Source organism: Micromonospora wenchangensis, assembly GCF_002210435.1.
Lineage (GTDB): Bacteria > Actinomycetota > Actinomycetes > Mycobacteriales > Micromonosporaceae > Micromonospora > Micromonospora wenchangensis.
Genome location: NZ_MZMV01000036.1, coordinates 1 through 23,737, shown reverse-complemented (window position 1 = coordinate 23,737; position 23,737 = coordinate 1). Strand labels below are relative to the sequence as shown.

Here is a 23,737-nt window from a genome sequence, read left to right as displayed (position 1 = left end):
GATCGGGGGACAAGAGTAGAAGGCGTCATCGGCCCTGGTGGGTGAACGCGGCCCAGGAGATCGGGTCGGCCAGGCCCGGCCGTGAACACTCCGCGGCCAGTACGGCCGGCATCCCGGCCGGCGGCTCACGGTCCGGGTCGAGCATCCACAACTGGGCCCGGTGCAGAGCGTCGGCCGGGGCACAGCCCTCCTCGTACAGCAGGTGATGCACGAGGTACATGAGCAGCGAGGTGCCCTCGTCCGGCACCTGCCACAACGAACCGAACACGGTGTGGGCACCGGCCGCCAGGAAGCAGGTGGCCAGACTGAACGCCTCGTCGTAGGCCCCACCTGCGGCGTGCGTCGTGCAGGCGGCCAGGAACACCTGACCGAGGTCGAGTTGCGCCAGGCGGGACGCCTGCAGCAGCTCCCGGGCCGGCAACGGCCCCCCGGCAAGCAGCAGGTGGGCATCGGCCGGCCGAGCCGGGTCCACCCGCGCGTGACAGGCGAAGTGCAGCAGGGACGGGCCGGGCCTGACGGCACGAATCCACGCCAGCACACCCTCCGGGCTGGCCCGGCGTCGCGGATCAGGATCCGCGCCCAGGAAGTCGCCACTGTGGTGGAACCGCTCGTACACCGCATGCGCCTCGATGCCCGCATACCGCAGGTCACTCAGCGGATCGCCGACCACCAGGGCGGATCGGACCGCCCGTACCGGCCGGGCCGCCGTCGCACAGAGGATCCGGGCCGACGGCGCGTACGAGATCACCAGGTCGTGGACTGCGTAACGGCGACCGGTGACGGTCTCCTCGTACGCGGCGTGCCATGGCACCAGCCCGAACACTCCCATCGGCACCAGCACCACCCGGGCCGGTCGGTCCGGTCGTAACCCCCGCAGGTCGGCGACGAGGCGTCCCACCACCGCCCGCCACGCCCACCGACACAGGTCGTCGATGTAGGTGGCCCGCGCAACGGCAGCCGGCCCTCCCACCTCGCCGCCCACCGCACCGGCGTCCCGCGGCACCGTCCCCGCAACGGGCCGCCCGTTGGTCGCCACGACGTCGGTATCCGGACGGAGCATGACGCCGCGCGATCCGGGTGCCGCCGCGTCGCCCAGCACGGCCGGGCCCAGGGCCGCCGCCAACAGTCGACGTACCGGGCTGCCGGGGCCCGCCAACAGGTCGGGGAAGCTCAGCGGAAGGATGTCGCCGACGGCGGGTACCACGACCGCGAGCCCCGGCACCGCCCCTGCGGCCGGTACGAGATAGACGAGGGCGTCGAAGTCCAGTCCGTGCAGGGCGGCACGGACCTCGTCCGTCCGCACCTGGGTCAGCAGGTCGTCGAGGAGACCGGCGTTCTCCAGCGCACGCAGCACCCGCAGGCGCAGATCGTCAGGTGCCTCCCCGGCGGTGACGACCGCCCCGAGCAGGTCACCGGTGAAGTGGTCGCGACCCAGGCCCCCGGAGTCCTGCCACTCCGCAGCCAGGTCGTTCCGACCGGCACGACCGAGCAACTCCACCACGGTGTGACCGGCGGTCGCCGCGTGCAGGGTCAGGCTCCGGCCGGCGTCCAGGGCGGTGAGCAGATCGTCGTCGGCCTCGTCCTGAAGGCACCAACGGACCACCCGGGCCGCGGCGGCGGCGGCCGACCGCGCCGTCTCCAACGCCTGGTCGGTGCCGGACTGGAGGAGAACCTGCCGGGCCTGCCCCTGCAACGCGGACAAGCCGAGCCGCCGGGTCGCCGCCCGGTCCGGATCCCCTGATCGGCGCAGCGCCTCCGCGTGGTCGCCGACCATGTCGGACCAGAGCGGATCAGCGGGACCGACGCTCTCGGCGAGCGCCTGGCCGAGGTACCGGACCGCGCGGGCCGCCGACCCGCGGTCCCCAGCCGCAGCCGCCCGCGCGAGTTCGGCCTTGCCGGCGAGGCTGAGCACGGACTTCCGTAGCCCGGACAAGGGCAACTGTCGGTGGGCGAGCCCGATCAGGTGGTCGGCCCAGCGCCGGAGCAACCCCACGTCCTGGTGCTTGGTCGCCGAGTGCACCTGCGTCCCGGCGGTCAGGAGGATGGTGAGCAGGTCAGGCGGGGTCAGCGGCCCGGCCGGCAGCGGGACCGGGGGCCGGGGCCGGGGCGACTCGCTCGTGGCACGTGCCAGGAGCGCGTAGTGATCCCGGCACGCTTCGACGAGGGGATCGAGCAGGTGCCGGGACAGCCGCGACGGACGCAGACCGCCGTACAGTTCCTCGACGATCGCGAGCGCACGGCCCATCCCGACCACGTCCGCGTGGGTACCCAGGCGGAGTACCTCGATGATGGCCGCGAAGAGTGCGAACTCTGACCAGGTCGCGTCCGTCTCCTCGGCGGCGGCGTCACCCCGCGTCGGCAGCGGGGCCGTCCCGGCCCGGAAGCTGCGGAGATCACCGACGCGGGCCCCCCGACAGACCAGCGTGAAGGAGGTGAGCGCCCGCCCCTGTGAGCCGGCGATGAAGTCCTGGTCGGCCAGGGCCGCGGAGAAGGCGGCCATGCCGTAGTCGGAGTCGGAGTCGAATTCCGTGACAGCGCTGAAGCTCGCGACGACTCCCTCCGCGGTGTCGACGGCCCCGGCGAAGCCCGCCGGCTGGCCCTCGATTCCCACCCGGGCCGTCGCGAGCAAATGCCGCAGCCGGGGCAGATCGGGGTCCGCCATCGTGATCGCGAGCCGGGCGAACTCCGCGTACGTGATGACGAGAGCGAGTCTCCCCCGGTCAGCGGGCGACGCCTGGGTCACCTCGTCCAACACCCGGTCGGCCTCGACCAGCGACTGCTCCAGACCTTCGAAAGTGGCGGGCGTGGCCACCGGTTCCACCTTGTCCTCGTCGGAGACCGCCTCGTAGAGCGCGAGAAGGCGGATCCGGTGGGCGGCCAGCACGTCCTCCGTCGAGGCGTCGGCGGTCAGCGCCCGGTCGACGCAGGCCCGGGCGGCGGCGAGACTCTCAGGGGCACGACCATGTTGCCAGCGCAGCAGGTGCGTCGCACCGAGTTGGCACCAGACCGCTGCGGGGTCCGGTGCCGCTGGCAGCGCTCCGCCCAACAGCTCGACCGCCTCGGCGAGACCGTCCGCCTCCCCGGTCCGGACCGCCCGGCTGTGCAGCAGCTCGGCCAGAGCGATAGCCGAGGACGGGTCCGGGTCGTCCGCCCGCACGGTCCGCCAGCATTCGATCGCCGCCGCGATGTCCGCCGGATCGTCGTCGAGGTCCCACCGGGCGGCGTACCCGAAGGCTTGCCCCCGGTGCAGGCTGAGCCAGCCGGGCTGGTCCGGCCGGCCAGACCGGATCGCCCGGTTCGCCACCGCGATGGCCAGGCTCAGGCTGTTCGGATCCTCGTCCAGGCCGGCCAGCTCCAGATAACCCGCCGCCAACTCGGCGGAGGCGAACGAATACCGTGGAGTCTCCGGTGGCAGGCCGGCGAGTGCCGCGGTGAGCTGCGCCACCCCCTCGTCCAGATCCCGCCGACGACGGCCGGCCCAGTCGTAACGGGCCAGCAGGGCCAACCCACCGAGCATCCGCACGTACCGGATCCGGTGAGGATCGGCGTCGCCCACCGTGACACCCACCATGGCCCGTTCCAGACGATCCACCTCCGCCACGGCAGCCGGCGAGTCCTCCTCCAGGTCCGGAGCATGCCAGGAGAACCGCTTCCAGGCCGCCTCCAGCAGGTCCACCGCCACGTTGTCCCGCTCGGGATCGGCAGCCGGCCAAGCCCGATGGGCCATGGTCAGCTGCGTCACCGACCGCTCCAGGTGGTCGGCCACCCCGGCACGGCCGGGCCCTTCGAGTCCCGCCGCCAGCCGGGCCAGCTCACCGTGGGCAAGCCCGAGGCCGTAGTGCCACCAGGCCGCGCCGGTGTGGTGCGGGGAGACATCCAGCGCGCGGGTCAGCTCGCCGACCGCCGCGAAGAGGTGATTGTCGTCCCCGTCCTGGTCGTACCACTCCAGGAGGGCTTCGCCGAGCAGCCCGGCGATCTCGGCCGGGTCGGCGTCGGCCGGCGGATCCATGCTGAGCTGGAGCAGCACGTCGATCCATTCGTTGAGGGGCAGCTCGTCCGGGTCGTGGTCGTCGGTCACCTGGATCGACCCACCCCGCTGAGACCGGTGCTCCCCGGCACCTCGGTGACCACCGTCAGGGCCAAGCTGAGCCAGTCGCACGCCGTGCCGGCGGCGCCCGCGTCGCGGTGCACGGCGGCCAGGCCCAGCCGGCCGAGCAGGCCGGTCACCGCCAACGGTGCCCGGGTCCGCCGCGTACCCACCTCGTCCAGGGCCGGCAGCTCGAACGGCGCGGCACTGAACTCCTCCTCGGCCGCGAGCAGGATCAGCAGGTCGCGGGTGTGTGCGCCCGGCTCGACCGGGACTCCGGCCGGCAGCCGGAACTCGACCGGCCGGCCGTACAGGGCAGCGCCGGCACTCCCGGGCGCGATGTCCTCACCGGGGAACAGGCCGGCGTGCACCCGGTGACGTTGGGTGACGTTCAACAGGACCACATGCAGCGGGCGACCACTGTCGTTGTGCAGCCGGACGAAGACCGTCGGTGCCACCCAGCGACCGTGTTCCCAGTGGTAGCGCAGCACGATCGCACCGTCAGCCCCCGGCAGCAGTGCCGGACGGTGCGCCGGAGCGGTCACGTCCGTGGGACGGGCCTCGACGAGTTGCAGGGACACCGCACCGGTCAGCCGCGACACCGGATTCACCAGGGTCCGGACCAGGCGTACCTGGGCCAGGTGTTCAAGCGCCGCGACGACTCTCCGGCCACCGTCGCCGTGTACCCCGGTGAAGTCCGCGCAGAGCGGGACGTCGTCACGGTCGCGGATGCTCACCCGATCCGGGGCCTCCGCCCGTAGACGCAACTCGACCGAGTCAGCCTCCCCCGCCCCGACGAACGGCCGGACGTACGGCGACGGGCCCCCGGTCGGTCCCGACGCGGCCAGCGCGGCCATGACCACGTCGATGGTGGGCCCCGCGGCCTCCTCGACGGCGAGGACGACCTCCGGCACGGGTACCCGGCTGAGCACCACCGGATACTGCACGTCCTCGTCCGGTTCCCAGCCGACCGGCTCGACGACGCTACGGTCCGGGTCGACCCGGACGATCCTGGCCTCGTCGCTCGTGCCTGCCACGGCCACCCGTATGCCGTTCCCGTCGACCCTGGTCGGGATGCCGTGGCAGGCTCCCGCGTCGATCTCCCAGCAGCCCTGACCCGCGCGTAGCCACATCCCGCTGGCGGGCGGGCGGATCCGGCCACCGAGGAACGGCTGGTCGACGATTCCCGGGGTCACCGGGTCCAGCTTCGGCACCTGTCGGGACGCATACCGCTCCACCTCGCACCGGGCGGCGGCGAGCAGTTCACGATAGGTGGCCGCCGGGCCGAGCCGGTGCATCGCCGCCATCAGAGCCCAGCTGAACAACCCCCGGTAGGCGCCGTCCAACCACTCCTCGGTGGCCACCTCGGAGGACCGGCAGGCCGCCAGCAGCACATGCTCGACCGGGGCCCGGGTAGCGGCGAGGCGCAGTTCCGGCAGGAGTGCTCCGACTGCGGGCGGAGTGGTCAGATCCGGCACCGAACGCTGTACGTTGCGGGTCGCGCCGTGGGAGTGGCAGCTGTCCAGGACGGCAACCACATGACAGTCCCGGGCCGCGACCTCGCCGAGCAGTAAGGAAACCTCCTTGTCGTACAGGTCGGGGACGTCGCCGTGACGGCTGTCGTAGCAGACCAGGGTCTGCAGTTGCCCGCTCGGCTCCAGATGCCACAGTTCGCCAGGCACAGCGGCCCGCGAGCCGTGCCCGCTGAACCAGAACAAGGCCGTGTCCCCGGACCCGGCCTGCCCGAGATGATCACGCAATCCGGCCACCACGCGGTCCCGGGTCGCTTCGTGGTCGACCAACGCCAGGACCGAGGGACTCCGCTGCGCCGGGACGCGGACCCGAAGGAATTCCGCCACCTGCGCCACGTCATTGCCGCACCCGCGCAGGGGAGGCGACGCCCGGTAGCTGTCGATGCCGACCAGCAACGCGAAGACCCGCCCGGTCAAGGCCCCTCCCCGATCGGCACGTGGAGCCAGCAGTGTTCGACGAAGCCCTTCTCCGGCAGGTCGACGGTCACCTCGGCGAAGCGCTCGGGCAGTGGCGGCAGTTGGGAGTGCCGCAGCACGTCCTGATAGAGCACATCCGGTACGCCCAGGACGTAGTCGACCAACGGGTTGTCGCGCAGGGCGGCCCGCAGGGGCGGGCTGTCCAGAATCCGGTGTACCGCGATCGCTGCGGCCCCGACCCAACCGCTGTCCCCGGGCTTCATCAGACCACGGTGGAGAGCGAATCGGAGTCGCATCCGTTCGGCCGGACCGAGACCATCGTTCGTCCGGCGCAATGCCAGGTCGAGCCCGTCGACCAGGCGGGGGATCACCCTCGACTCGTCGATGCCGACAGGCAGGACCGCGAACTCGCCGTCACCCTGGAACTGCAGGGACACGGCCGACTCGTCGATGCCGGCGGCATGACGCGCCTCCCTGAGCACCCGGACCAGCCAGGACTGGGTCCGGGCAGCGAGGTCGTTGGGGCGCCTGCTGTAGCCGGCAACGTCGGCAGCCATGCACAACCGGACCGCCGCTCCCTGGTGCTCCACCCGGTCGGGCAGCACCTCACGAAACGGCACGGTGTCGTGCAGGGTTGCTGTCCAGCTTCCACCGGTATGAAGCCGGCCCGGTCGGTTCCGGACCCGAACCCCCAGTCGTCCAGTGAGCACGGTGGTGGTGGACGGCACCTCGATCAGGGCGTGCAGTCCGTAGGTCAGGGGCAGGCCCGACCCGCCGGCATCCTCGTAGTTCCACCCGAACCGGTGCCGGTGGGCTCCGAACGACCAGGCACGGGGGCGATCCGCCCGGGGTGCCAGGCGGGTCAGCCAACCGTTGCGGGCTGCCGCCGCTGCGGCAGCCCGGTCGGCGGCGGGAGTGACCGCGCGGGCCCGCTCAGCTCCGAAGGTCAGGCCGAGGGCTCCCCCGTCGGCGTGCAGTTGCACGGCCAGTGCGCCCTCGTCGGCGAGGGCGACCTCGAACCGGACCGCGGCGTGCTGTCCCCCCTGCGGCAGTGGGTCCAGATCGAAGGCGAACAACACCCCGTAGTAGCGCAGCCCGCCAGCCCCGGCACGTCGGCGCAACTGGGAAGGCAGTTCCTCGGCGGGGACCGGGAAGAGCAGAGGACGTCCCAGGCTCACCCCGCCCGGATCGGTGGGGAATCCGGCGGTGCCCGCGTCGCGGGTCGAACCGGGAAGCAGCGCCACCCGGACCAGCAGGTCCGACGGCCGTATCGGCTCGTCCATCGACAGCACCGGCGGGTTCCCTGCCAGCGGCTCATCCGCGTCCATGTGGTCTCCATTCGAAAGGACCCGATCGGCCCGGCCACCGGCGATTCGTCTCAGGGCGCCTGAAGGAATTCGTACCGCACGGGGACGGCCTTACCCACCGCACTACCCGGTCGCCCCCGGGAGGATCACCGCCGACGCGATGTCCGATCATCGTCGACCATCCGATCCCCCACGTGGAACTGTCAACCAACTGACAGTTTCCGATAATCGCGTCCGGCCTCAAATATCTCCGGAACACATCATCGGCCGATCCGGCGGTGGGAATCCCGTACTAATCCGGGATCGCGTGGTCGCGACCGTGCCAGGCTCGGTGTCCACACGAGACGCGAGGGAGTGGGTGTGAGTCCGGCCGAGGTCAGCAGTCGCATCCCGACCGGTGAACACCGGTCAGGCAACCGCCTCTGTGGTGGGGGGTGGACGGTTTCAACGCCCACCGGCCGGCCGGGTACTGCCAGATCGTCCCGCCGACCCGGCCGCGCTCGCACAGATGGCACATCAGGAAGACCGACGAGCGGGATCCGCCCCACCACCGGACAGCCTCCAATCAGAAGAGGCGGGAACCGCTATCCGATCGGTCAACCCTTCGAGACCTTCGGTCGACGCGACGGCAGCCCCGAACCGACGACCATCCACACCATCGCCCATTCATCACGCCGCACCGGAAAACGATATGGCGGCGTCGTCACAGGCGAATATGAGTATCGCGGACGGGACCGACTCGATCTCATCGCCGTCAACGATTAGCAGAGCCTGAGAGTCGTCGACTCAAATTCGGTACGGGTAGGAGCCGGGGAGCCATGTCAGAACTGAGAGCGATAGAGAGCGTCCTCCGCGAGTACCGACGGGACATCAACGGCCTGCGGGTCGCCGTGGGTGAGGTCGGTACGCAGGTCGCCGACATCGGCGTGCGCCAGCGGGACACCCAGGACCAACTGCTCGCGCTGCGCAACGGCCTGCTCCGCCTGGAGCAACAGGCCGAGCGAACCAAGCACCTGCACAGCGCCGAGGCAAAGGTCGGCCAGGTCAAGGCCGACATCGAGCAACGGTTCGGCCATCACAAGGTGGTACGCCGGACCGCCGTCGGCATCCTCCGTGCGTTCGACCGAGGGCTGGTCCGGGAGGAGACCGTCCAGACCGTCAGCGAGGAGCTGATGGTGCAGAACTCCCGCTACTGGCTGGCACCCGTCCTGGTGGCACTGGCCGCCTGGGTCGGCGATGACCAGGAGCGGTGCGTACGTGCGCTGGAGGACGCCTACAGCCACTCGCCCGAACGGACATCGCTGTTCATGACCCTGGTGCTCCGGCGGCAGGGCCGACGGTCGGCCGCCGTACGGTGGTTGCGGCATTACCTCGACGCCCAGGACCCCGCAGCGCTCGGTCGCGAGTTCCCCGTCATCCTGGAGGCGATTGCCCAGGGTGCCTTCGGCCCCGCCGGAGTGGCCCTCGTTCAGGAACGGCTCGACCGGTGGCGTCGTCTCCTGCTCGACGACGAGGCGGTGGCCGCGCAGGTCCGACGCTGGCGCGAGGAGCTGAACACCCACATCCGCGCTGACGGGCTCGAAACAGATTTTCCCCGACTGGCCACGGCCACGCCGCAGTGGCCTCAGCTACGCCTGATGCTGTCCCACGCGGACGCCCACCAGTCGATCATCGACCGATACGCGCCCCTGCTGGCCGCCGAGGCCACGGTGAGCAGCGACATCGAAGACGCCGTTGACGACCTGCTCGAACAACTCGTCAGCGAGAGCGACCGCGAGGAGTTGCCTCTGCGTCGGGAGCTCCTCGCGTACGAGGCAGTCGTCCGCTCCGACGGTGACCTGGCGGCAGCCGAACAGTTGGTCCGGACCGAGGCCGACGCCCTCGACGACACCCGTGACTACCTCAGCCTGCAGACCGACTGCGCGCTCACCCCCGAGACCCTGGCCGTCTCTCCGCAGACCCAGCGGCTCGCCCTGGCGAACTGCCACGACTGGTTGGCCCAGGCCCATGAGTCGTTCACCCGCGACTACCGGCTCGCCGCGCCCCAGACGGTGCAGATGGTTGTCGATCCCGCAGCAAGCTGCGGGATCCCCGCCTTCCGACCGCCCCGGTGGCAGGGGTCTTTCGACGAGCCGCTGGGAGCGATGGAGCACTTGCTGACCACCCACTGGGACCGGGCCTCCCGTTCCTTCGTCGACAGCCTCACCTTCACCTGGGGCAGGAACCTGATCGGACCATCGGTGTTCCTGCTCCTGTTGCTGGTGATCACCTGGGGGCTGGGGGGTCCGGGGGCGGGGCTGCTCGTCACCGCCGCGGCCGGCATCGCCTGGGCGGTGGTCCTGAAGGGCCGGGCCGACCGGGCAGCCGCTGAGCAGGCACGGGTCAGGACGCTGATCGACGACGCCCGGGACGAGTCCCTGCGCGACCTCCGGGCCACCGGCATGGAACTCGAAACTTGGTACGAGCGGTTCAAGGCCGCTGACGGCAAGGCTGGTGAGGTCACCGTCCTGATCGCTGACCTGGCGACGGCGGGCGGGCCCGAGTCGTCGCACGATCGTCGAGTGGTGGCCCGCATCACGGAAGGAGAGTGACATGACCGGTTCCGACCATGCCGGCGAGATGGCCGTACCGCAGGTGGCCACCCCACAGACGAACGTGCCGTGGGCCCGGACCACACCCCCGGCATGGCTGACCCGCACCGAGCGCCGCCGGCAGATCGTCGAGGAGCTACCCGACTGGGATCCGCTGCCACCGGGGGAGTCCAAGGTCCGTCGACCCGCACGGGACGACGTATGAGCAACGGGGGCGACGACCTGCACGCCTGGCTGACCTTTCTGCGGCGCTGGCGCAACGCGGAGCCGGCCGATCCGCACGGATTGCCTCCGCTGGCCCCGGAGTCACTGCCCGCCGACGGCTGGTTCCGGTTTGTGCAGCTGCTCAACAGCGCGCTGACCGAGCGTCTCCAGGCATGGGTGGACGGCCTGCTCAAGGCGTTGACCGCCGCCGGTGACGAGTTCGACCGGGGACGTGCCCTTGCCCAGGGCCGTCGCGGCTTGGTGCCGATCCGGGCCGTCGCGGGACATCCTGGGCTGCCGGAGCCGCTGGCCCGGCACCTGCGCGGTCTGGTCGACGAACAGGTCGTACTCGTGCAGCAGACGCTCGAGGAGGGTGTCGAGACGCTCCGCCGTGCTGGTGGCGACGGCCGGCTGGTGGAGAACAGGTTGCGGACGTTGCGGGAGAACTCGCTCACGGCGTCCGTCGCCCAGTTTCCGGGGCCCCTCGACGAGTGGGCGACGGAACCCGTCCGACCGTCCCGCCGGATCATCACCGGCCCGTCCACCACCGCCGGCTGAGGAGCACGGATGTCCCGATACCTGGAGGCCCACCGCGACCTCGACAGCTTTGTCGCCGCTCGGGTGCCGCTCGTCGGTGTGCGTACCGTCGAGCCGCTACGCGCCGTGCGGCTGCTACGTGAGGTGGCCGGCAGCGCGCGTCGCGCGGGCCTGCCGTTCTGGCTCCACACCCGTGCCGCCGGCCTGCGGGACCTACGCACCAACACGCAGGTGCAGGATGACCGGTCGTTGGTGGCAGCGATGGACTTCGCGGCGGGGCAACTGTCCCGCCGGGCCCAGGCGACGATCGTGTTCGTCGAGCCGGAGGACCTGACCACCGACTCACCTGCGGCCCGTCATCTGGCCGAACTCGCCCGGCTCGCCGACGCCCGGTCCGGCAGCATCGTCCTGATCACCGACACGCCGCTCTGGAGTGGTCTGCAACGCCTGGGGATGAGCATCACCCTCGACCTGCCCGACGCCGCCGAGATGTACGACATCGTCGCCGACTTCCTGGCCGAGCAGCAGGGTGCGGTGGACATCGAGTGGACCGAGGCCGATGCCCGGCGCGCCGCGGAGTTCCTCGTCGGGGTACCGGAAGGCACTGCCATCAACGTCCTGGCCACCATGGCCGCGAGTGGACGTCTCCACCGGGACGACGTGGCCCGGCTGGCCGAGTTCAAGGACAAGCACTTCGGTGATCTCGCTGGCCTGGAACGGGTGCACGTCGCCCCGGCCGACAACCAGTTGGGCGGGCTGACGACCCTGCGCGCCTGGCTGCAACGTCGACACCAGGTCATGCTCGCCGACCTGAGCGGCACCCGGCTGCGCCCGCCCCGTGGGGTGCTGCTGGTCGGTGTGCCCGGATGCGGAAAGTCGCTCTCTGCCAAGGCCGTCGCGGCCCAGTGGCAGATGCCCCTGTACCGGCTCGACTTCGCCACCATTCTCGGCATGTACGTCGGACAGTCCGAGGCCCGGCTGCGGGAGGCGTTGGAGATGGCCGAACGCATGGCGCCGTGCGTCCTGTGGATCGACGAGATCGAGAAGGGGCTGGCCGGACAGCACGACTCCACCGGGGTGAGCCGTCGACTGGTCGGACAGTTCCTGTACTGGTTGCAGGAGTCCAAGTCACGGGTCTTCGTCGTGGCGACCTGCAACGACGTCCGATCGTTGCCACCGGAACTGCTCCGCAAGGGCCGATTCGACGAACTCTTCTTCGTCGACCTGCCCGACGCGACCGACCGCGCCGAGATCATACGGCTCTACCACCGGCGCTATCTGGGCACCGAGGCAGACGGTGGTCTGCTCGCCCGGCTGGTCGACCTCTCCGACGGCTTCGCCGGCTCGGACATCGAGTCGGCGATGAACGAGGTGGGAATCGAGGTCATGCTGCACGACGGTCAAAGCGCCCTGACTGCCAGTTTCGTGATCGACACCTTCGTCAACATCATCCCGTTGAGCCGCACCCACCCCGAACAGATCGCGGAAATCCGTGACTGGGGTCGGGAACGGGCTGTGCCTGCGGGTGCCGCGGTGGCGACCCCCACGCCCGACGGTGGGAGCCGCCGTCGGGTTCTGGTACCCGGCGACGCCTGAGAGGCTGAGATGACGAAAGAGGAGAACCAGGGGAAAGGCGCGATCTGGGACCTCCGGGATCTGGTCGGCGACCTCGCGGACCAGATCCCGGCCGGCCCCGGCGACGGTGCCCCCGCCGCCCGGACCATCGGGGTCCGACCGCCCCGGGACGCCCCGAACCGGCGGCTACCCGGTACGCCACTGGCCGAGTCCCCCACGTCCCGCCCGGATACCCAGCAGGCAGACTCGTTGACGGAAGGCGACGAGCGGCAGCACCCAGCACTGGCACCATTCGGTGGACTTCCCGTGGTGCCGACCGACAAGGTCACCGCACCGGAGGCGTTCCCGCGCCGGCCGGAACGATCCGGGACGACTCTGCCGAGCACCCCCATGCTGCGGAAGCCGGCCGGCGTGGTCCTAGCCGTCCTGCTGGTCGTCGTCGGCACGGCGTACGGCGTGCACCTGTGGAACTCCGACGACCCCGGCACCTCCGGCTACGGCGAATCGGTGTCCACCCCGAACCCATACCTCACTCCGGCCGACTCGACCGGTACCCCGGACGAGCCGACCGGACCGCCCGACGGCGGTGCCACCACCCCACCAGATCCCGAGGCCGCGGCCCTGGCCGAGTTGCATCGACTGCACGACCAGGACCTGCCCACGGTCAACCTCGACGGCCGGTACGTCGCCCAACTCGCCTCGAAGTCCGAGGGCATCGTCGATCCGCGCCAGCAGGCAGCAAACGGTTCGCACACCTTCTACGCCAGTGACATCCTCGCCGAGCATCTGCGGCTACGGGTGGAGTTCGGCACCGAGGTACCCGTGGTCCTCCTGTTGAGCACCGACTACGGCCAGCAGCAGCGGCACGGCAACCAGCCGCTGTGGCTCACCTTCGCCGTGCTACCCGAAGGGTCGAAGGAGTCGGTCGCCAGTTGGTGCGGTGGACATTTCGCCCAGCTGACCGAGGAGGCCCGGCAGAATCTCTGCGTACCCCGCCGGTTACGTCCACCGGGCACGTGATCACTCCAGCCACCGCTGCCTCTGCCGATCCGACGTCGGGGAAGGCTGGCGGGTGCCGTCCCACCTCGGAAGGGCAAAGCCGCTACCCCACCGGTCGGTGGTACGGGCCGCGGCCCGGTGAGCCGGTCAGTTGACCGGCTCACCGGCCGGGGCCGGGGCCTCCGCGTCCACCCGGGCGGCGCGGATCTTGTGGCCGACGCTGGTGAGGCAGCGGCCGGACGGCAGGTCGAACTTCCAGCCGTGCAGCTGGCAGGTGAGCTGGTCGCCATCGACGATGCCGAACCGGGTCAGGTCCGCCTTCAGGTGCGGGCAACGGCGCTGCACCACCCAGTCGCCCAGGGTGACGTCCTCGGCGTCGACGGCCCGCTCGTGCTCGTCGTACCAGCCCTCGGCGTACTGGAGGCGCTCGGTGGACAGGCACTTGAAGAAGGCGTACACGAACTCGTTGTACTGGCCGATCCGGGCCGCCGAGAAACGGCAGGACAGGAAGAGCGAGTTGACCCAGTCGACCTCGTCGATGTAGAGCAGGTGCTCGATCAGCGCCCGCTCGGTGCGGAACCGGTACCGGACCTTCTCGTCCGCGTACGGCCGGACCTCCTTGCCGGGGAAGTCCACCACGATCGACTCGACGCTGTCGCCGTCGTAGCCGACCAGGTCGAAGCGGACCGGGCCGCCGACGCCCTTGGCCAGGTAGATCGACTCGTCGAGCAGCGGCTCGATCCGGCGCTTCATCCCGGCCAACACGTCGATCTCGGGGTGCCGCCAGGACGCCTTCTCGGCCTCGATGACGCCGCGCTTACGCTCCCGCATCTCCTCCAGGTGCGCGGTCTTGTTCGCGAAGAACTCCTCGACCGGCTGCGGGTGGGTGGTGGTCGCGCCGGAGGTGGTCACCTCGGCGACGCTGCCCGGCAGCAGCACGATGCCGTTGGTGCCGCCGACCTTCGCGTACTCCGACAGGAACACCGACTGGTCCGGGAAGATGTTGCCCTCGTCGCCGTGGATGTCGTTGAACTGCCACAGCGCGTCGTCGAGGAAGCACGGCGGGCCGGCGATCGGGAAGACGTGGTCGGCCTTCAGGTCGTCGATGTAGCGCCAGGTGCGGTCGAACTGCCGCTCCCGCTTCTGCTTGCCGAACGCGGTCTTGGCCGCCTGCGGCAGCTCGTAGACCATCGGGTACCAGATCGCGCCGGAGAACTGGAGCAGGTGCGCGTGCACGTGGCCCAGCTCGGCGAAGACGGTCAGGTCGGTGGGGCGGGCGTCGTTCTGGTTGAGCAGCCGGACCCCGTCGTACTCCACCCAGAGCGACGAGTCGCCGATCGGGCCGTCGGTCGGGCTGGTCAACGCCTGGATCATGATCTTCAGGCCGCCGTCCAGCTCCACCACCTGCTCGTTGGGGGCCCGCAGGAACTTCGTGAAGCCCAGCGCCCGCAGCTCGTCCTCCATTTCCGAGGTGGGGAACTCGGGCAGCAGGACGGTGGCGTCCTTCGAGACGAAGTCCCGCAGGTGCTTGGCGTCGAAGTGGTCCCGGTGCAGGTGCGACACGTACAGGTAGTCGACCCGGCCCAGGGTCTCCCAGTCGAGCAGGGAGTTGTCGGGGAACGGGAACCACGAGGCGAAGTAGGCCGGATTGACCCACGGGTCGCACAGGATGCTGCCCGCAGCCGTGTCGATCCGCATGCTGGCGTGTCCCGTACCGGTCACTCGCACCGCAGTCCCCCTCAAACAGACAATCAAGGTGTACGTCAGGAACGCTACCGGAGGCAGTGTGGTCGACGGTCCGCGACGCCGGTAGAGCCGACCCGCCCCACCGGGAAGGGGACCTTCGGCCCGGGTGCCGCCCCGGCCGGTCAACCCCACCCGGTGGCGTGGTCCTGCGTCGCACCGCGCCCCCAGCAGGGCGGACCCCGCACCGGGCCCGGGGCGGGGCGTGCCAGACTAACCGGAGATCCGATCGCGAGGGAAGGACCGACAGTGGCAGGAAGCGAGCCGGTAACCGCGCCAGATCAGCACAGGCCCGGGCACCGCAAGGCCGGGCGGATCGGCGCGGTGCTCTCCGCGTTGGCGCTGCTGGCGATGCTGTGCGGCAACCACGAGGGCAAGGTCGAGGACATCTGGCTGGTCGGCCTGGCCGTGCTGTTGCTGGCGATCGTCGTCGGCGACGCCGTGCTGCGTCGCAGCGGGCTGCGCTCCTGACGCACCGCCCCCGCAACGCCACGAGGGCCCACCCCCGACCGGGGGTGGGCCCTCGTCACGTGTGGTGGATCACCGGCCGAACAGGATGTCCTGCACGTCCTTGAGCGCGGCGTCGACCTCGGCCTCGAAGTAGCCGCCAGGCACCAGCGGAAAGCGCAACGTGTCCAGGTCCTTCGGGTTCACCGGCATCTGGTTGCGGCCCTGCATCCCGCCGAGCAGGCTCTCGAAGAACCGGTCCACCTGGTCCGGGTCGTACCCGCTGCCGAACCGGCGCACCTGGAAGCTGCGCCGGATCTGGTCGACCCGGTACAGCTCGCTGCCCGGCGGGCCGGCCATCGGCGGACCCACCATCGGCGGACCACCGACCGGCGGGCCCATCGGCGCGGGCGGGCCACCCATCGGCGGGCCACCCAGCGACGGCGGCGGCATCGGCGGCGGGCCGGCCGGGCCCCGGCCACGCATGTCCCGGGGGTCACGCTCGGGCATCCGGTCGCGGTCGGGCATCCGGTCCCGCTCCGGCATCCGGTCCAGCATGCGGTCGTGCTCGGGCATCCGGTCGCGGTCCAACATGCGGTCCCGCTCCGGCATCCGGTCCCGCTCGGACATCCGGTCCCGCTCCGGCATCCGGATCTCGGCGGTCATGTCGGCACGGCCGTGCCGACCGGCCTCGAACCCGTCGAACCGCTGATCGTCAGGGGGGCCGTAGCCACTGCCCGGACCGGCCGGCAGGCCACGCGGCGGCGGGCCACCGTGCCCCATCGGCGCACCCGGGCCGGGACCCATCGGCCCGCCGGGGCCCGGCCCCAACTGGCCGCGCGGAGCGTCGTACCCGCCACGCGGGGCGTCGTAGCCACCGGCGAAGGCACCGGTCGGCTCGTCGTAGCGGCTGCCGTACCGGTCGGGTGGGCCGGGCTGCGCCGGCATGGCGCGCGGCGGCATCGGCGGCGGGGCCTGCGGGAGACCCCGGTGGTCGTCACGCATGGGCGGGGCGAGCCGGTCCGCGCCGCGCGGGTCGGCACCGCGACCGGTCGGGGCGGACCGCTCCTCCAGCTCGGCCAGCTGCCGCTCCACCCGGTCCAGGTGCAGGTCGACCTGCCACTCGTCGTAACCGTTGAAGCGGACCCGGAAGACGACGTCGTGGACCTCCTGGGAAGCCACCGGAGCACCGACCGGCTGACCGGCGAGGGTCGCCTCCACCCGATCCAGGAAGGCGTCGACCTCGTCGACCTTGTAGCCCCGGCGGAGCGCCTTACGCCGGAAACGCTGACCCTGACTCGCCACTATGTCTCCTGGTCTCGTACCGCTACGCCCGGTCGCGCCCCACGCGGCGCTTCGCTGTCACTGTCCCCCGCGGCAGCCAACTGCCCGCACGCACCGTCGATCTCGCGCCCCCGGGTGTCACGCACCGTGGTGGAGACGCCGGACTCACGCAACCGTCGGACGAACTCCCGCTCCACCGGCTTGGCACTGGCGTCCCACCGGCTGCCCGGCGTCGGATTGAGCGGGATGAGGTTGACGTGCGCCGACCGTCCGGCCAACAGGCGTCCCAGCAGGTCGGCCCGCCACGGTTGATCGTTCACGTCTTTGATCATCGCGTACTCGATCGACACCCGGCGCCCCGTCGTCGCCGCGTAGTCCCACGCTGCGTCCAGCACCTCGGCTACCTTCCAGCGCTGGTTGACCGGCACGAGTTCGTCGCGCAGCTCATCATCGGGCGCGTGCAGCGACAACGCAAGGGTCACCGAGAGGTCTTCGCTGGCCAGTCGGCGGATGGCCGGCACCAGACCGACAGTGGAGACGGTGATGTGACGCTGCGACAGACCCAGCCCCTCCGGGGCCGGCGCGACCAGCCGCCGGATCGCCGTGACGACCCGGGAGTAGTTGGCCAACGGCTCACCCATGCCCATGAACACGACGTGGGACAGCCGGGGCGGCGACCCGGCCACCGCGCCCGAGGCGGCGACCCCGGCCAGGTAGACCGCCTGGTCGACGATCTCGGCGGCGGAGAGGTTACGGGTCAGCCCGGCCTGGCCGGTGGCGCAGAACGGGCAGGCCATGCCGCACCCCGCCTGGCTGGAGATGCAGACGGTGACCCGGTCCGGGTAGCCCATCAGCACGCTCTCCACCAGCGAACCGTCGTGCAGCCGCCACAGCGCCTTGCGGGTGGCGCCGTCGTCGCAGGCCAGCTCGCGGACCGGGGTGAGCAGCCGGGGCAGCAGCGCCCCGGCCAGCCGGTCCCGGCTGGCCGCCGGCAGGTCGGTCATCTCGGCCGGGTCGCGGACCAGTCGACCGAAGTAGTGGTGGGAGATCTGCCGGGCCCGGAAGGCCGGCTCACCCAGCTCGGTGACGAGCGCCTTCCGGCCCGGCAGATCGAGATCGGCCAGGTGCCGGGGAGGCATCGCCGGGCGGCGGCCGGGGGCGTCGGGGTCAACGGGGATCACAGGCAGGCTCGTCATGACTGGTCCAGTCTGTCACGCCGTGTGCCGCAGCCGCCCGTCCGGAGGTGCCGAATCGGCCCCCACCGCCGGGACCGCCCGGGTGGCACGGCGTGATTCATCCCTCAGCCCACCACCGGCACGAGGACCGCCAGCAGCAGATAGGCGGTGGGTACGGCGAACAGGATCGAGTCCAGCCGGTCCATCAGCCCCCCGTGCCCCGGCAACAGGCTGCTCATGTCCTTCACGCCCAGATCCCGTTTGATCATCGACTCGGCGAGGTCACCCAGCACCGCCGCCACCGAGACCGCCACCCCGAACAGCGCACCCCACCAGGGGGCCACGTCGAAGAGCAGCCAGATCAGCAGGGCGCTGCCGACGGCCGCGGCGACGACCGAACCGGCGAACCCCTCCCAGGACTTCTTCGGGCTGATCCGGGGTGCCATCGGGTGCTTGCCGAAGTTCGCCCCGGCGGCGTACCCGCCGGTGTCGGAGAGCACCACGCCGGCCACGGTGACCAGCACCCGCAGCGGGCCGTCGCCGGGAGCCGCCGCGAGCATCGCCGCGAAGCCGCCCAGGAACGGCACGTAGACCGCGATCAGGGTGGCCGCGGTGATGTCCCGTTGGAAACCGGCCGGGCCGTCACCCAACCGCCAGATCATCGTGCCCAGCACCGTGACCAGCAGGCCCAGGCTCAGCGCGTCCGGGCCGGCGAACCAGGCCAGCCCGATGGTGAGCACACCACCGGCGAGCAGCGGCACCAGCGGCGGATGGGCGCCGCTGCGCCGGACCGCGCGGGCCATCTCCCAGATGCCGACCCCGATCGCGCCGGCCAGCACGGCCAGGAACCCGGGGAGGAAGAAGAAGAGCGGAACCAGGACCAGCGCACCGAGCCCCAGCCCGACCCCGATCGCGGCCGGCAGGTTGCGCCCGGCCCGGCCGGTCGACGGTTGCCCGGTGGCGGGCCGCTCGGCGCTGGCCCGTCGCCGCCCCGGGGGCCGCCGGCCGGGCGGTGGCTCCGGCAGGTCGGCGTCGGCCTCCGGCAGGTCGGCGTCGTCGCCGGCCGGGGAGAACGGCGGGGTGGGGACGGTGTCGGCGCGGACCGGCGTGAGCTGGGCGGTCGGGGCGTCGTCGTCGCGGACCGGGGGCAGTTGCGAGGTCGGGGCGTCGTCGTCGGCGAACGGCCGGCCGGCCACCGGCGGGTCGTACGGGCCGTCAGGCGACTCGTCGTGCCGGCGGACGGGCGGCCGGGGCGGGGCCTGCGGCACCGCGGACAGGTCGGCACCCGACTGCCGGGGGGACCACGGTTCCACCTCCCGGTCCGGCCAGGGCAGCGCCGGGGGACGGTCGGACCGCTCCCAGCCACGGGGCTCGGTGCCGCTGTAGGGGTCGAGGGGGGACATCACGTACCGGACGACGGTACGAGTGCCACCACATGACGCAAGACCACAACCATCCCCTACCCGCGTGACTACTTCGGTTGACCGGCCCGACGGCCGATCGATCCCCGCCGTTCACCGCCCGGTGGCCGGGAATCGTGCCGAGCCTACTGCACGGGCCGGCCGGGCACGGTGGACGCCGGGCCCGGCCGGCCAGCGGTGGCGTCCGGGTCGTCCGCCCGGCGGCCCCGTCCCGCCGGCCCGTCACCGCCCGGATGCGGCGGGTTCCCCGTGGCACCCCCGCCGGCCGGTGCCCCGGGCGATCGTGGTGCCGGTCCCCGCCACCGGCACCTCGCCGACGCGGCCACCCCCACACCGCGGCACCTCAACAAGGACCGCGACCCCAACGACGACGGCAACCCCAACGACGACGGCACCGGAGCGACGCCGCCGTCAGGCGGTGCCGCGCCGGTGCCGTGGCGGCCCGGAGCTCAGACTTCGAGCAGCTCCGACTCCTTGTGCTTGACCAGCTCGTCGACGGTGGCGACGTACCGCTGGGTCAGGTCGTCGAGTTCCTTCTCGGCGCGGCGGCCGTCGTCCTCGCCGACCTCGCCGTCCTTGACCAGGCGGTCCAGCTCCTCCTTGCCCTTGCGGCGGATGTTGCGGACCGCCACCTTGGCTTCCTCGCCCTTGTGCCGGGCCACCTTGATCATCTCGCGGCGGCGTTCCTCGGTCATCTGCGGGAGCAGGATGCGCAGCTGGTTGCCCTCGTTGTTCGGGTTCACCCCGAGGTCCGAGTCGCGGATCGCCTTCTCCATGGCGTTGATCTGCGAGTTGTCGTACGGCTTGATGATGACCATGCGCGGCTCGGGCACCCCGATGGACGCCATCTGGGGCAGCGGGGTGGGCGTGCCGTAGTAGTCGATGACGACCTTGGAGAACATGGCGGCGTTGGCGCGACCGGTACGGATGGCGCCGAACTCCTCCTTGGCGTGCTCGACCGCACGCTCCATCTTCTCCTCGGCCTCGAGGAGGGTGTCGTCGATCACCGGTCTCCTCGCCTCCTTCTGTTGCTCGTCGTGGGCTGATCTGCTGCTCTGGTGCGGAGGACCGCTGCGGTGGCCGGCGGGATCGGTCAGGCGGTGATCAGCGTACCGATCTTGTCGCCGCCGACGGCCCGGATGATCGTGTCCTCGCCCTGGGCGCCGAAGACCAGCATCGGCAGCCCGTTCTCCATGCAGAGGCTGAACGCCGCCGCGTCGGCCACCCGCAGGTTGCGGCGCAGCACCTCGGAGAAGGTGATCGAGTCGAACTTGCTGGCGTCCGGGTCGATCCGCGGGTCGGCGCTGTAGACGCCGTCCACGCCGTTCTTGCTCATCAGCACCACGTCGGCGCGGATCTCCAGGGCCCGCTGGGCGGCCACCGTGTCGGTGGAGAAGTACGGCATCCCGGCGCCCGCGCCGAAGATGACCACCCGCCCCTTCTCCAGGTGCCGGATCGCCCGCAGCGGAATGTACGGCTCGGCGACCTGGGCCATCGTGATCGCGCTCTGCACGCGCGTCTCGATGCCCTCCTTCTCCAGGAAGTCCTGCAACGCCAGGCAGTTCATCACGGTGCCCAGCATGCCCATGTAGTCGGCGCGGGCCCGGTCCATGCCGCGCTTCTGCAACTCCGCGCCCCGGAAGAAGTTGCCGCCGCCGACCACCACGGAGACCTGCACACCACGCCGTACGACGGTGGCGATCTGTCGGGCGATGGCCTGCACGACGTCCGGGTCGACACCGATCGCCCCACCGCCGAACACCTCGCCGGAGAGCTTCAGCACCACTCGGCGGGCGCGGCCGGGCGGCGGCGCCGTCGGGTCGTCCGCCTCCAGGCTCCGGTCGTTCACAACCTGTGTCATCCGCCCCGCCCTTCCCGCGCGCACGTCGACCGCGCCGCGTCACCGCGTACCTGCCCGTTGCCGACCCTATGTGACGAGGAGGCCGCGGTGCCTGTCACGTACACCGGCGGCCTCCTCGTCGACGTTGCGTGCCCGTCCGGGCGCGGTGTCCGCGCCCGGTCCGTGGGCGGCTCAGGCCTGGCCGACCTCGAACCGGACGAAGCGGGTCACCTCGATGCCGGCCTCGGCCAGCACCTGCTTGACGGTCTTCTTGTTGTCGGCGACCGACGCCTGCTCGATCAGGACGTAGTCCTTGAAGAAGGCGTTCACCCGGCCCTCGACGATCTTCGGCAGGGCCGCCTCGGGCTTGTTCTCCTCGCGGGCGGTCTGCTCGGCGATGCGCCGCTCGGACTCGACGACGTCGGCCGGCACCTCGTCCCGGGTGACGTACTTCGGGCGCATCGCGGCGATCTGCATCGCGGTGCCCCGGGCGTCGGCGTCGGCGGCCTCGTCGGTCTTGCCGGTGTACTCCACCAGCACGCCGACGGCCGGCGGCAGGTCCTGGCTCTTGCGGTGCAGGTAGACCGCGACGGTGCCGTCGAGCTTGGCGAAGCGGTTCAGCACCAGCTTCTCGCCGATCTTGGCGGACTGCTCCTGGACCAGGTCGGCGACGGTCTTGCCGTCCAGCTCGGTGGCGAGCAGTTCCTCGGCGGTGCCGACGCCGCTGCGCTCACCGTGCTCGACCAACTGCTGGGCCAGGGCGACGAAGGCGTCGGTCTTGGCCACGAAGTCGGTCTCGCAGTTGAGCTCCAGCAGCGCCTTGCCCGAGTGCGCGACGAGGCCGTTGGCGGCGGTCCGGCCGGCCCGCTTGCCGACGTCCTTCGCGCCCTTGACGCGCAGGATCTCGACGGCCTTGTCGAAGTCGCCCTCCGCCTCGGTGAGCGCCTTCTTGCAGTCCATCATGCCGGCGCCGGTGAGGTCGCGGAGCTTCTTGACGTCCGCGGCGGTGAAGTTGGACATGACTCTCTCTTCGGTGTTGAGACTGCGGTGGGTGGTCTGGGGTGCCGGTTACCCGGAACGGAGCCGGACGTGCCCGGCAGAAACCGTCGCACCCCGCCGCCCGGTCGTCCGGGCGGCGGGACGCGACGGTGCGGTCACTCGGCGGCGGCGGTGGCCGGCTGCTCGGCCGGCTGCTGCGCGTCGGCCGCCGGCTGCTCGTCGGCCTTCTTCGGCTCCAGCAGCTCGCGCTCCCACTCGGCCAGCGGCTCGTCGCTGCCGACCTGACCCGCCTCCGGCTTGTCGTCGCCACCGCGACGCCGGCCGGACCGGGCGATCAGACCGTCGGCGACGGCGGCGGCCACGACCTTGGTCAGCAGCTCGGCGGAGCGGATCGCGTCGTCGTTGCCCGGGATCGGGAAGTCGACCTCGTCCGGGTCGCAGTTGGTGTCCAGCACCGCGATCACCGGGATGCCCAGCTTGCGGGCCTCGTCGACGGCGATGTGCTCCTTCTTGGTGTCGACGATCCAGACCGCGGCCGGGAGCTTCTGCATGTCCCGCAGGCCACCGAGGGTCTTGGTGAGCTTGGTCTTCTCGCGGAACAGCTGCAGGGTCTCCTTCTTGGTGTACCCGGCGGCGGTGCCGGTCAGGTCACCCAGCGCCTCCAGCTCCTTCATCCGCTGGAGCCGCTTGTACACCGTCTGGAAGTTGGTCAGCATGCCACCGAGCCAGCGGTGGTTGACGTACGGCTGACCGACCCGGGTCGCCTGCTCGGAGATGGCCTCCTGAGCCTGCTTCTTGGTGCCGACGAACAGGATGCTGCCGCCCTCGGCCACCGTGTTGCGCACGAAGTCGTACGCCTTCTCGATGTAGTCGAGGGTCTGGCGCAGGTCGATGATGTAGATGCCGTTGCGCTCGGTCATGATGAAGCGCTTCATCTTCGGGTTCCAGCGCCGGGTCTGGTGCCCGAAGTGGACACCGCTCTCCAGCAGCTGACGCATGGTCACGACGGCCATGGTGGGGTACTCCTCAAGATCCCTGGTTGTTCCGCCCGACCGGTGGCCGGGCGTCCTGGCGCCTGGTCGCCGGCCATGGTGGGCCCGACGGAATCGGGACCAGGGAGGCCGTCGCCCCACGACGAGACGTGGGGAGGGCACGCGAGGTCGACCGCGCAAGGCGGTCGCCAAGAGGCCAGTGTACGCCCCCACCCCGCCACCCGGCCCCGGGCTCCCCTCCGACGGAAGGGGCGGCCCGGGATGCGGGAGGCGCCACCCTCGGCGCAGCCGGCCGGTGGGCGGGTCAGCGGGCGGCGAGGGCGGCGGCGACGAAGAGGACCAGCCCGACGGTGAGATAGGCGGTCGGCGGGCGCAGCCAGCCCCGGTCGCCGTCGGCCATCGCCAGCCCGCCGGCCCGCAGCCCGTACAGGCCGCCGGCGAAGATCGGCAACCCGACCACCAGGAAGATGCCCACGACGACGTGCGACACCGGGACCGGATCACCGGTCAGGCCGTGCAGCAGCACCCGCAGCGCCGGGATCTCGAAGACCAGCACCGCCAGGCCCAGCAGCGCCGCCAGCGCCGGC

The 23,737-nt window shown here is 71.3% G+C and carries 17 protein-coding genes and 1 pseudogene; 6 read left to right on the top strand and 12 right to left on the bottom strand.

All coding sequences use genetic code 11. From position 1 onward, the window contains the following. Nucleotides 1-25: 25 nt before the first annotated feature. Genes B5D80_RS34855 through B5D80_RS33010 form a run of 3 tightly spaced genes read right to left on the bottom strand, consistent with a single transcriptional unit; the run spans nucleotide 26 to nucleotide 7,364 of the window. Nucleotides 26-4,078, bottom strand: coding sequence for a CHAT domain-containing protein (locus tag B5D80_RS34855; protein WP_088645521.1), 4,053 nt, complete (start codon nucleotides 4,076-4,078; stop codon nucleotides 26-28). Continuing rightward, nucleotides 4,075-6,036 carry a caspase family protein gene (locus B5D80_RS20450; protein ID WP_144081725.1) on the bottom strand — a complete coding sequence of 654 codons (1,962 nt, stop codon included), beginning with the start codon at nucleotides 6,034-6,036 and terminating at the stop codon, nucleotides 4,075-4,077. Before B5D80_RS20450 ends, B5D80_RS34855 begins: the two co-directional genes overlap by 4 nt. Next, nucleotides 6,033-7,364, bottom strand: a complete 1,332-nt coding sequence (locus B5D80_RS33010) for a hypothetical protein (protein WP_144081724.1) — start codon at nucleotides 7,362-7,364, stop codon at nucleotides 6,033-6,035. The genes B5D80_RS20450 and B5D80_RS33010 overlap by 4 nt, the downstream gene beginning before the upstream one ends. A gap of 797 nt (nucleotides 7,365-8,161) precedes the next feature. Here B5D80_RS33010 and B5D80_RS20445 point away from each other — a divergent pair. The 5 genes from B5D80_RS20445 to B5D80_RS20425 are packed head-to-tail and all read left to right on the top strand — an operon-like array spanning nucleotide 8,162 to nucleotide 13,270. Next, nucleotides 8,162-9,934 carry a magnesium transporter CorA family protein gene (locus tag B5D80_RS20445; RefSeq protein WP_088645519.1) on the top strand — a complete coding sequence of 591 codons (1,773 nt, stop codon included), beginning with the start codon at nucleotides 8,162-8,164 and terminating at the stop codon, nucleotides 9,932-9,934. Between the two features lies 1 nt (nucleotide 9,935). Further along, a complete protein-coding gene (locus B5D80_RS20440; protein WP_088645518.1) occupies nucleotides 9,936-10,139 on the top strand; it encodes a hypothetical protein in 204 nt (67 codons plus the stop codon). Next, a complete protein-coding gene (locus tag B5D80_RS20435) occupies nucleotides 10,136-10,696 on the top strand; it encodes a hypothetical protein (RefSeq protein WP_088645517.1) in 561 nt (186 codons plus the stop codon). Before B5D80_RS20440 ends, B5D80_RS20435 begins: the two co-directional genes overlap by 4 nt. 9 nt (nucleotides 10,697-10,705) lie before the next feature. After that, on the top strand, nucleotides 10,706-12,271 hold the full coding sequence (locus B5D80_RS20430) for an AAA family ATPase (protein ID WP_088645516.1): 1,566 nt from the start codon (nucleotides 10,706-10,708) through the stop codon (nucleotides 12,269-12,271). Nucleotides 12,272-12,280: 9 nt separating this feature from the next. Further along, a complete protein-coding gene (locus B5D80_RS20425) occupies nucleotides 12,281-13,270 on the top strand; it encodes a hypothetical protein (protein ID WP_144081723.1) in 990 nt (329 codons plus the stop codon). A 126-nt stretch (nucleotides 13,271-13,396) separates the two neighbouring features. On the opposite strand, the gene B5D80_RS20420 is transcribed toward B5D80_RS20425, so the two are convergent. Continuing rightward, on the bottom strand, nucleotides 13,397-14,977 hold the full coding sequence (locus B5D80_RS20420; protein ID WP_088645514.1) for a Rieske 2Fe-2S domain-containing protein: 1,581 nt from the start codon (nucleotides 14,975-14,977) through the stop codon (nucleotides 13,397-13,399). A 264-nt stretch (nucleotides 14,978-15,241) separates the two neighbouring features. Here B5D80_RS20420 and B5D80_RS20415 point away from each other — a divergent pair, with 264 nt between their 5' ends. After that, nucleotides 15,242-15,463: a DUF2631 domain-containing protein gene (locus tag B5D80_RS20415; RefSeq protein WP_088645513.1), complete on the top strand. Its 222-nt coding sequence runs from the start codon at nucleotides 15,242-15,244 to the stop codon at nucleotides 15,461-15,463. Nucleotides 15,464-15,532: 69 nt separating this feature from the next. On the opposite strand, the gene B5D80_RS20410 is transcribed toward B5D80_RS20415, so the two are convergent. The 8 genes and pseudogenes from B5D80_RS20410 to B5D80_RS20375 form a co-directional block, all read right to left on the bottom strand. Further along, nucleotides 15,533-16,744: a DivIVA domain-containing protein gene (locus B5D80_RS20410; RefSeq protein WP_088645512.1), complete on the bottom strand. Its 1,212-nt coding sequence runs from the start codon at nucleotides 16,742-16,744 to the stop codon at nucleotides 15,533-15,535. Further along, nucleotides 16,744-17,919, bottom strand: coding sequence for a dual-specificity RNA methyltransferase RlmN (gene rlmN / locus B5D80_RS20405; protein ID WP_088645511.1), 1,176 nt, complete (start codon nucleotides 17,917-17,919; stop codon nucleotides 16,744-16,746). The genes B5D80_RS20410 and rlmN overlap by 1 nt, the downstream gene beginning before the upstream one ends. A gap of 104 nt (nucleotides 17,920-18,023) precedes the next feature. Next, complete coding sequence (locus B5D80_RS20400; RefSeq protein ID WP_088645510.1) at nucleotides 18,024-19,301, bottom strand: phosphatidate cytidylyltransferase; 1,278 nt, start codon at nucleotides 19,299-19,301, stop codon at nucleotides 18,024-18,026. Nucleotides 19,302-19,768: 467 nt separating this feature from the next. After that, a complete protein-coding gene (gene frr / locus B5D80_RS20395; RefSeq protein WP_088645509.1) occupies nucleotides 19,769-20,326 on the bottom strand; it encodes a ribosome recycling factor in 558 nt (185 codons plus the stop codon). A gap of 86 nt (nucleotides 20,327-20,412) precedes the next feature. Then, on the bottom strand, nucleotides 20,413-21,180 hold the full coding sequence (gene pyrH / locus B5D80_RS20390) for a UMP kinase (protein ID WP_088645508.1): 768 nt from the start codon (nucleotides 21,178-21,180) through the stop codon (nucleotides 20,413-20,415). Between the two features lie 171 nt (nucleotides 21,181-21,351). Then, nucleotides 21,352-22,179, bottom strand: coding sequence for a translation elongation factor Ts (tsf, locus tag B5D80_RS20385; RefSeq protein WP_088645507.1), 828 nt, complete (start codon nucleotides 22,177-22,179; stop codon nucleotides 21,352-21,354). Nucleotides 22,180-22,313: 134 nt separating this feature from the next. Next, nucleotides 22,314-23,171 (bottom strand): 30S ribosomal protein S2, encoded by an 858-nt coding sequence (gene rpsB / locus B5D80_RS20380; protein WP_088645506.1) that lies wholly within the window; start codon nucleotides 23,169-23,171, stop codon nucleotides 22,314-22,316. A 283-nt stretch (nucleotides 23,172-23,454) separates the two neighbouring features. After that, a pseudogene (locus tag B5D80_RS20375) lies at nucleotides 23,455-23,737 on the bottom strand (hypothetical protein); the annotation flags it as partial.